This is a genomic window from Nocardioides sp. P5_C9_2 (assembly GCF_054049555.1).
Genome location: NZ_JBFUMD010000167.1, coordinates 1 through 7,280, shown reverse-complemented (window position 1 = coordinate 7,280; position 7,280 = coordinate 1). Strand labels below are relative to the sequence as shown.

Below are 7,280 nucleotides of genomic sequence, written 5' to 3'. Positions count from 1 at the left end.
CCCCTGGAGTGTGCCGTCCTCGCCCCACGGACCGTGGAGCAGCGGAAAGACCACGTCGACCTCGCCGATCACCTCGGGCACCTGCGCGGCCCGGGTGATGACCAGGTCGGTCTCGCCCTCGGCGCCCAGCATCGCGACCATGGCGCGGCTGCCGTCGACCTCGGGGAGGTCGTTGCCGTCGATGGACAGGCGGGCGGGGTCGTCCGCCTCCAGCACCCAGCGGCCGTCGGTGGCGATGCCGACCGGCACCACGTCGTACCGGTCCCGGTCGATCGCCGCCAGCACGCTGCCGGCCGTGACGCAGGAGATGCCGTGCTCGCTGGACCGGCCGCCGAAGACGACGGCGACGCGGGGCTTGCGGGGCTCGTTCATTGTCGTGACCCTAGCGGCCTAGTCTGGCTCGCATGGCAGTCGACCCGCCCGTGCCCAGCACTCCCGGCAGTACGCCCGAACGTGCCCTCAGCCCTGCCACCATCGCGGTGACGGCAGGGCGTCCGGCCCACGAGCCGGACGCCCCGCTCAACACCCCGATCACCATGGCGAGCACCTACRTCGCGGGCGGCAACCTCGAGTACGGCCGCTACGGCAACCCGACGTGGACGGCGCTCGAGGAGGCGATCGGCGCACTGGAGGGCGGCCGCTGCCTCACCTTCTCCTCCGGCCTGGCCGCCGTCTCGACGGTGCTGGACCTGGTCGGCAACGGCGCCACGGTGGTCGCCCCGCGCGGCGCCTACAACGGCACGATCATGCAGCTGGCCGACCTCGAGTCCCGTGGGCGCATCCGCGCCGAGCTGGTCGACATCACCGACACCGCGGCCGTCGTCGCCGCCTGCGAGGACGCCGCCCTGGTCTGGCTGGAGTCGCCCACCAACCCGGGTCTCGAGCTCGCCGACATCCCGACCATCCGGGCCGCGGCGCACGACGCCGGCGCCTACGTCGTCGTCGACAACACCTTCGCCACTCCCCTGCTCCAGACCCCGCTCGCCGACGACGTCGACATCGTCGTGCACTCGGCGACGAAGTTCCTCGCCGGCCACAGCGACGTGCTGCTCGGGGCGATCTGCACCCGCGACGACGAGCTCTTCGCCGTGCTCAAGGGTCGTCGTGACCTCCTCGGAGCCGTGCCCGGCACCCTCGAGGCCTGGCTGGTGCTGCGCGGCCTGCGCACCCTGCACCTGCGCGTCGAGCGCGCGCAGGCCAACGCCCAGGAGCTCGTCCGTCGCCTCGGCGAGCACCCGGCGGTCGGCGAGGTCCGCTACCCCGGCTTCGGGGCGATCACGTCCATCGTCCTGGCCCAGGGTGCGATGGCCGCCGATCTCCTCACCCACAAGACGAAGCTGTGGGTGCACGCCACCTCACTCGGCGGGGTCGAGTCGACCTTCGAGCGCCGGCGCCGCTGGAAGACCGAGTCGTCGACGGTGCCCGAGGGCCTGGTGCGGCTCTCGGTGGGGGTGGAGGACGTCGAGGACCTCTGGAACGACCTGCGCGTCGCGCTGGACGGCTGCGTCGGCTGACGGGTCAGTCGGTCTCGGCCTTGGTGTCGCGGGCGATGAAGGCATTCATCATCTCCAGCGCGGTGATCCGGCCGTCCACGACGGCGTCCACGTGCTCGGCGATGGGGGCGTCGACCCCGGTCGCGCGGGCCAGGGCGAGCAACGACTTGCAGGACTTGGCGCCCTCGGCGACCTGGCTGGTGGAGGCGTAGATCTCCGCGGTCGTCATGCCCTTGCCGAGGTTCTCGCCGAAGGTGCGGTTGCGCGACAGCGGGGACGAGCACGTCGCGACGAGGTCGCCGAGTCCGGCCAGGCCCATCAGGGTCAGCGGGTTGGCGCCCTGCGCCGTCGCGAGCCGCGCGGTCTCGGCGAGCCCGCGGGTGATGACCGACGCGGTGGTGTTGTCGCCGAAGCCCAGTCCCACGGCCATGCCGACCGCGAGCCCCACGACGTTCTTGTAGGCACCGCCGATCTCGCAGCCCAGCACGTCGGTAGAGGTGTAGGGCCGGAACGCCGCCGTGTGGAACAGCCGCTGGAGGCGCCGGGCGACGTCCTCGTCGGCGCAGGCGACCACCGAGGCGGCGGGTTCGCGGCGGGCGATCTCCTTGGCCAGGTTGGGTCCGCTGACGACCGCGATCCGCTCGGGACCGGCGCCGGTCACCTCCGCGATGACCTCGCTCATCCGGTCCAGCGTGCCGAGCTCGACGCCCTTCATCAGCGAGACGAGCACCGCCTTCTCGGGGATGAGCGGCGCCCACTCGGTGAGGTTGGCACGCAAGGTCTGCGACGGCACCGTGAGCACGACGACGTCCGCGTCGTCGGCCGCATCAGCGGCGGAGGTGGTGGCGCGCACGCTCGCGGGGAGCTCGATGCCGGGGAGGTACCCGGTGTTCTCGCGCCGGGTGTTGATGGCGTCGGCGACCTCGTCCCGACGGGCCCACAGCACGACATCGTTGCCGGCGTCCCCGAGCACGACGGAGAAGGCGGTCCCCCACGAGCCGGCGCTGAACACTGCGACCTTGGTCATCCACGATCCTTCTTGTTGGGGTCGCCGATGGGGCGGACGCCGCGCGCACGCGGGTCGAACCTCTCGGCCGGGGGCCGCTCACCGCGCAGCTCCGCGACGATGTCGGTGATGGCGGTCATGATCCGCTCGGTCGTCTCGTTGACGACCTCGGGCGTCTGCGGCAGGGCACGGAGGTCGTCGATCGGCACCGGGGCCCCGGCCTTCATCACCACGTGCTTGCGCGGGAACAGGTGCGGGTGCTTCGAGTACGGCGGCAGCACCTCCTGGGCGCCCCAGTGCCCCACCGGGATCACCGGCACGCCCGTGGCCAGGGCGATGCGGGCCGCACCCGACTTGCCCTTCATCGGCCACAGGTCGGGGTCGCGCGTCAGCGTGCCCTCCGGGTAGACGACGACGCACTCGCCGTCGTGGACGGCGCGCACCGCGGCGTCGTACGCACCGATGGCGTTGCGGGTCAGGCGCTCGACCGGGATCTGCTCGGCCGAGGTCAGCACGGTGCCGACGAAGCGGGTGCGGAACAGCGTCGACTTGGCGAGGTATCGCGGGATGCGGCCGTGGTCGTAGACGAAGTGCGCCGTGAGCAGGGGGTCGACGTGCGAGATGTGGTTGGCCACCACGATGCAGCCGCCCTCGGCCGGGATCCGGGTGCCGTCGATCCACGTGCGGGACGTCGCACCCAGCAGCGTCGGCTTGATGACCGACACCGCGAACGCGACCGCCCAACCCCGCCGGGACTGGAGCTTCCTGACCGACACCGCGCCGCCTCTCTGTTCGTGGACCCGCAGGCTACTCGCCCCGTGACAGGATCACTGCGATGTCTGCCGCCTCGTTCGTCGTGATCCTGCCGGTCAAGCCGCCGGCCCTGGGGAAGTCCCGCCTGCGTGGCCTCCCGGCCGCCCAGCGCCGTGACCTCGCCGCCGCCTTCGCCCTCGACACGGCGGCCGCCGCTCGTCGTACGCCGGGGGTCGTCGCGGTCCTCGCCGTCACCGACGACCACCGCTTCGCGCGCGAGCTGGCCGACGACGGCTGCGAGGTCATCCCGGACGGAGCCAGCGAGGATCTCAACGCGATCCTGCGCCAGGCCGCGGCCGAGGTGGACCGGCGCTGGCCCGGCGTCATGCCGGTGACCCTGTGCGCCGACCTCCCCGCGCTGGTGCCGGACGACCTCGCCTCCGCTCTGCGCGAGGTCGCCGGGCCGACCTTCGTCCGCGACGCCGCGGGGACGGGCACGACGGCGTACGCCGCGCCGGTGGACCGCTTCGATCCTCACTTCGGTCCCGGCTCGGCCGACCGACACCTCCGGGCCGGCGCCCGTGAGGTCGTGGCACCGGCCAGGACGCTGCGCCTCGACGTCGACGACCTCGACGACCTGGGAGGCGCACTGGCGCTCGGCGTCGGTCCGCACACCGACGGCGCACTGTCGGAGGGGTCGACGGGCGGGGACRCCGACGGCGGGCCACCCCGGGGGTGACCCGCCGCCAGACGAGGAACGACTAGGACTTCTTGGCGGTCGTCTTCTTCGCGGTCGTCGTCTTCTTCGCCGGCGCCTTCTTGGCCGCCGTCGACTTCGAGGCCGCCGCCTTGGAAGCGGTCGTCTTGGTAGCGGTCGTCTTCGAGGCCGTGGTCTTGGAGGCCGTCGTCGAGGCGGCCTTCTTGGCCGGGGCCTTCTTGGCCGTGGTCGCGGAGGAGGTGGCCTTGGTGGTGGTGGCCTTGGTGGTCGCCTTCTTCGCGGGGGCCTTCTTCGCCGTGGACTTCGTGGCCGGAGCCTTGGTGGCGGGTGCCTTCTTGGCCGTCGACCTCGCGGGAGTCGACTTGCTCGCGGTCGACCGCGAGCCGGGGGTCGCGCGCTTGGCGGCCGCGGTGACGGTCCCGGTCGCGACGGCGGCGACCGTGCGGACCGACGGCGGCTTGGGCATGGTGGCCGCGGTCAGCTTCGGCAGCTTCTTCGCGCCCGACACGATGTTCTTGAGGTCCTGGCCGGGTGAGAACTTCGGCACCGACTTCTTCTTCGACTTCATCCGCTCACCGGTCTGCGGGTTGCGGACCCAGCGAGCGTTGCGGACGGTCTTCTCGAAGGACCCGAACCCGGTGATCGCGACCTTCTCCCCCTTGGCCACCTCACGCGTGATGGTGTCGAGCACGGAGTCGAGCGCGTGCGCAGCCTGCTTGCGGTTCCCCTCGTAACGCGCGGCGAGCGCGTCGATGAGCTGAGACTTGTTCACTGTCTTCCCTTCCAATGAACTCAAGGTGCCGAGCCCGTGCCCGACCCATTGCTTGGCACGCTAGGCATCCGTGGCGTGCGTCACAATCACCACGGGCCGGTTTCCCCTTGTTTTTTGGGGGTTCCGGCCCGTGACGTGGAAGGTGCGTGGTCGATCAGGCGTGCTGCGTGGCCGGCTTCCAGCTCGGTCGCGTGGCCTCGTACGCCGTGATGTCGGCCTCGTTGCCGAGCGTGATGCCGATGTCGTCGAGGCCCTCGAGCAGGCGCCAGCGGGTGTAGTCGTCGATGTCGAAGGAGTCCTCGATCGCGTCCGGACCCTCTCCGGCACGCACGGTCCGCGACTCGAGGTCGACGGTCACCGTGGCGCCCGGGTGCTCCTCGAGGTGGTCCCACAGGCGCTGCACGACCTTCTCGTCGACCYGTGCCGCGAGCAGTCCGGACTTGCCGGAGTTGCCGCGGAAGATGTCGGCGAAGCGGGGCGAGATCACGGCCTTGAACCCGTAGTTCTGCAGCGCCCACACGGCGTGCTCGCGCGAGGACCCGGTGCCGAAGTCGGGTCCGGCGACGAGCACGGTGCCGGCTGCGTACTCCGGCCTGTTGAGGACGAAGGACTCGTCGCTGCGCCATGCCGCGAACAGACCGTCCTCGAAGCCGGTGCGCGTGACCCGCTTGAGGTAGACCGCCGGGATGATCTGGTCGGTGTCCACGTTGCTGCGCCGCAGCGGCACGCCGACGCCGGTGTGGGTGGTGAAGGGCTCCATGGCTCAGGCCTCCTGCAGGGTCGGTGCGCTGACGAGATCGGCGGGCGACGAGAGCGTGCCGCGGATCGCGGTGGCGGCCGCGACCGGCACGGACACGAGGTGGGTGCGCCCACCCTTGCCCTGACGGCCCTCGAAGTTGCGGTTGGACGTGGACGCGCTGCGCTCCTGCGGGGCGAGCTGGTCGGGGTTCATGCCCAGGCACATCGAGCATCCCGCGCCGCGCCACTCCGCACCTGCGGCGAGGAAGACCTTGTCGAGGCCCTCCTCCTGTGCCTGCAGCCGCACCCGCACGGAGCCGGGCACGACGAGCAACCGGGTGCCGTCGGCGACGGTGTGGCCCTCGAGGATCCGGGCGGCGAGCCTCAGGTCCTCGATGCGGCCGTTGGTGCAGGAGCCGACGAACACCGTGTCGACCTTGATGTCCTTCATCGGGGTGCCGGCCTCGAGGCCCATGTACTCCAGGGCCTTCTCGGTGGCGACCTTGTCGTTGGGCTCCTCGAAGTCGTCGGGGCCGGGGACCGTGGCGCCCAGCGGCACGCCCTGTCCGGGGTTGGTCCCCCACGTGACGAACGGAGTCATGGTGGACGCGTCGAGGACGATCTCGGCGTCGAACTCCGCGTCGTCGTCGGTGCGCAGGCTGCGCCAGTGCTCGACGGCCGCGTCCCAGTCGGCCCCCGCCGGCGCCTCGGGCTTGCCCTCGATGTAGTCGAAGGTGGTCTGGTCGGGGGCGATCATCCCCGCCTTGGCGCCCCACTCGATGGACATGTTGCAGACGGTCATCCGGCCCTCCATGGAGAGCTCCTCGATCGCCGGCCCGCGGTACTCGACGATGTAGCCCTGACCGCCGCCGGTGCCGGTGTGGGCGATGAGGGTGAGCACCAGGTCCTTGGCGGTGACGCCCTCGGGCAGCGAGCCGTTGACCGTGACGGCCATCGTCCTCGGCCTGGCCTGCATCAGGGTCTGGGTCGCCAGCACGTGCTCGACCTCGGAGGTGCCGATGCCGAAGGCGATGGCCCCGAAGGCCCCGTGGKTCGAGGTGTGCGAGTCGCCGCACACGATCGTCATCCCGGGCTGGGTGAGCCCGAGCTGCGGGCCGACGACGTGGACGATGCCCTGCTCCACGTCACCGAGCGGGTGCAGCCGTACGCCGAACTCGGCGGCGTTCTTGCGCAGCGTGTCGACCTGGGTCTTGCTCACCGRGTCGGCGATCGGCTTGTCCCAGTCGACCGTGGGGACGTTGTGGTCCTCGGTCGCCAGCGTCAGGTCGGGGCGTCTGACCCGACGCCCGGCGAGGCGCAGCCCGTCGAAGGCCTGCGGCGAGGTCACCTCGTGGATGAGGTGCAGGTCGATGAAGAGGAGGTCGGGCTCTCCCTCGGCACTGCGGACGACGTGCTCGTCCCACACCTTCTCGGCCAGGGTCTTGCCCATGACGATCTCTCCTTCGCGTGACTCCGGGGGTCCCCGGGTGGTGGTCTCCGACACTACCGCTTGCGTCCCATGATCTGAGACGGCAGTATTGCCATATGGACAACTCTAGCGGCGTCGGCGTGCTCGACAAGGCGGCCCTCGTGCTCTCGGCCCTCGAGTCGGGCCCCGCCACCCTGGCCGGACTCGTCGCCGGCACCGGGCTCGCCCGACCCACGGCCCACCGGCTCGCCGTCGCGCTCGAGCACCACCGGCTGGTGGCGCGCGACATGCAGGGCCGCTTCGTCCTCGGGCCCCGGCTGGCCGAGCTGTCCGCGGCCGCCGGCGAGGACCGCCTGCTCGCGGCCGCCGGC

The 7,280-nt window shown here is 71.5% G+C and carries 8 protein-coding genes and 1 pseudogene; 3 read left to right on the top strand and 6 right to left on the bottom strand.

All coding sequences use genetic code 11. From position 1 onward, the window contains the following. Positions 1 to 372: pseudogene (locus ACXJKL_RS10230) on the bottom strand (D-alanine--D-alanine ligase A); the annotation flags it as partial. Between the two features lie 32 nt (positions 373 to 404). On the opposite strand from ACXJKL_RS10230, the gene ACXJKL_RS10225 reads away from it, so the two are divergent. Further along, positions 405 to 1,514: a trans-sulfuration enzyme family protein gene (locus ACXJKL_RS10225; RefSeq protein WP_457206952.1), complete on the top strand. Its 1,110-nt coding sequence runs from the start codon at positions 405 to 407 to the stop codon at positions 1,512 to 1,514. 4 nt (positions 1,515 to 1,518) lie between these two features. On the opposite strand, the gene ACXJKL_RS10220 is transcribed toward ACXJKL_RS10225, so the two are convergent. Further along, positions 1,519 to 2,520 (bottom strand): NAD(P)H-dependent glycerol-3-phosphate dehydrogenase, encoded by a 1,002-nt coding sequence (locus ACXJKL_RS10220; protein WP_457206951.1) that lies wholly within the window; start codon positions 2,518 to 2,520, stop codon positions 1,519 to 1,521. Next, complete coding sequence (locus tag ACXJKL_RS10215) at positions 2,517 to 3,275, bottom strand: lysophospholipid acyltransferase family protein (RefSeq protein WP_457206950.1); 759 nt, start codon at positions 3,273 to 3,275, stop codon at positions 2,517 to 2,519. The genes ACXJKL_RS10220 and ACXJKL_RS10215 overlap by 4 nt, the downstream gene beginning before the upstream one ends. 59 nt (positions 3,276 to 3,334) lie before the next feature. Here ACXJKL_RS10215 and cofC point away from each other — a divergent pair, with 59 nt between their 5' ends. Next, positions 3,335 to 3,991, top strand: a complete 657-nt coding sequence (cofC, locus tag ACXJKL_RS10210) for a 2-phospho-L-lactate guanylyltransferase (protein ID WP_457206949.1) — start codon at positions 3,335 to 3,337, stop codon at positions 3,989 to 3,991. 22 nt (positions 3,992 to 4,013) lie between these two features. Here cofC and ACXJKL_RS10205 read toward each other — a convergent pair whose 3' ends face one another. From ACXJKL_RS10205 to leuC, 3 genes are all read right to left on the bottom strand, one after another. Further along, the gene (locus ACXJKL_RS10205; RefSeq protein WP_457206948.1) at positions 4,014 to 4,742 is read right to left on the bottom strand and encodes an HU family DNA-binding protein; all 729 of its coding nucleotides are present in this window, start codon (positions 4,740 to 4,742) and stop codon (positions 4,014 to 4,016) included. Positions 4,743 to 4,896: 154 nt separating this feature from the next. Continuing rightward, positions 4,897 to 5,502, bottom strand: coding sequence for a 3-isopropylmalate dehydratase small subunit (gene leuD, locus ACXJKL_RS10200; RefSeq protein ID WP_457206947.1), 606 nt, complete (start codon positions 5,500 to 5,502; stop codon positions 4,897 to 4,899). 3 nt (positions 5,503 to 5,505) lie between these two features. After that, the gene (leuC, locus tag ACXJKL_RS10195; RefSeq protein ID WP_457206946.1) at positions 5,506 to 6,930 is read right to left on the bottom strand and encodes a 3-isopropylmalate dehydratase large subunit; all 1,425 of its coding nucleotides are present in this window, start codon (positions 6,928 to 6,930) and stop codon (positions 5,506 to 5,508) included. Between the two features lie 95 nt (positions 6,931 to 7,025). Here leuC and ACXJKL_RS10190 point away from each other — a divergent pair. Continuing rightward, positions 7,026 to 7,280, top strand: a 255-nt coding sequence (locus tag ACXJKL_RS10190) for a helix-turn-helix domain-containing protein (RefSeq protein ID WP_457206945.1), incomplete at its 3' end; no start/stop codon positions are given.

Excerpts from the sequence above, each read along its gene's own strand:
- ACXJKL_RS10220 (WP_457206951.1), bottom strand. The coding sequence starts at position 2,520 with ATGACCAAGGTCGCAGTGTTCAGCGCCGGCTCGTGGGGGACCGCCTTC.